The organism is Verrucosispora sp. SN26_14.1, assembly GCF_004307965.1.
Classification (GTDB): domain Bacteria; phylum Actinomycetota; class Actinomycetes; order Mycobacteriales; family Micromonosporaceae; genus Micromonospora.
Genome location: NZ_SISL01000764.1, coordinates 1 through 1,457, shown reverse-complemented (window position 1 = coordinate 1,457; position 1,457 = coordinate 1). Strand labels below are relative to the sequence as shown.

General features: G+C 77.2%; 1 pseudogene. It reads left to right on the top strand.

The annotated features are described in order from the left end of the window. Window positions 1-1,457, top strand: a pseudogene (locus tag EYA84_RS31730) (helix-turn-helix transcriptional regulator); the annotation flags it as partial.

The window sequence follows — 1,457 nt, the reverse complement described above, 5'->3', positions numbered from 1 at the left end:
GCAGATGTGGATAAGACACAGACCACGCCCGACCCGGTGGTGGCCGACGCCCTGGCGGCGGCTGCGGCACGGCAGCACGCGCGCGGCGCGCCGGAGGCGGCGGTGACGCTCTACGAGTCCTCGGCGCGGCTCACTCCGGCGGACGACCGGGAGGCCCAGGGGCGGCGACGGCTGGCGGCGGCCCGGTGCCGGTTCGACTGCGGTGACCATCCGGGTGCCCGACTCGCCGCCGAGGCGGTGGCCGACGGGTTCGGCGGCGACGTCCGTGCCGAGGCGCTGCTGCTGCGGGCCGTGGTGGCGTGGAGCGCCGACGAGCCGGGCGGCACCGCCGTCGAGGCCGCGACGCGGGCACTGACCGCGACCCGACCCGGCTCTCCCCTGTCCGGACGGATCCACGCCCACCTGGCACTCTTCGTCGACCTGCCGGATCCGGCCCGCACGCACGCCGAGGCGGCGGTCGGGCTGCTCACCGGGCCCGGCGGCGACCGTCCGCTGCTGGCCGCCGCCCTGATGAACCTCTTCTTCAACGAGGTACGCGCCGGAGTGCCGCCCCGCGTCGAACTGCTCCACCGGGCACTGGCCATGGAGGGTGCGGAACCGTCCTGGCTGGCCGGCACGATCCCGGCGGTCTGGTGGAAGGGCATCGACGACCTGGACCGGGCCCGACAGCGCCTGGCCGGGCTGCTGGACCGGGCCACCGCACGCGGGGACGAGCCGTCCCAGCACGAGTTGCTCAAGCACCTCGGCGAGACCGAGCTGCTGGCCGGACGCTGGGCGGCGGCGGAGCGGCACATCGCGGCGGCCCGCGAGCTCGGTGAGTTGCTGGGCACCGAACTCACCGCCGAGACCTGGCTGGCCGCGTTCCTCGACGCGATGCGGGGTCGGCTCGACGCGGCGGCCCGGGTGGCGGAGGCCGGCACCCGGCTCGGCGAGGAACTCGACGACGACTGGTGCCGCCGGATCCACCTGCACCTGGGTGCGTTCGTCGCGCTCAGCGCCGGGCGGACGGCCGACGCCGCCGTCGGGTTCCGGCGGCTCGCCGCGATGTTCGACCGGATGGGCCTGGCCGAGCCGCTGGCCCAACGCTTCGAGCCGGACTGGATCGAGGCGTGCGTCGGGGTCGGCGATCTGGTCACCGCAGGGGCGACGCTGGCGCGGCTGGCGCAGCGGCACCGGCGGCTGCCGCGCCCCTGGACGCTGCTCGGGTTGGCGCGCAGCCGGGCCCTGGTGGACAGCGCGGGTGGGGTCGACCCGTCGGCCGCGCTGGCGGAGATCGACAGCGCGCGGGCCACGGTGCCGCCCGGCGTCCTGCCGCTGGACCGCGCCCGGTGTCTGCTGGTCGCCGGGGTGGTGCACCGCCGGTCGCGCCGCAAGCGGCAGGCCCGGGAGGCGTTGCAGGCCGCGGCGGCGGAGTTCGACGCGTTGGGGGCGGCGGCGTTCGCGGCACGGGCCCGCGC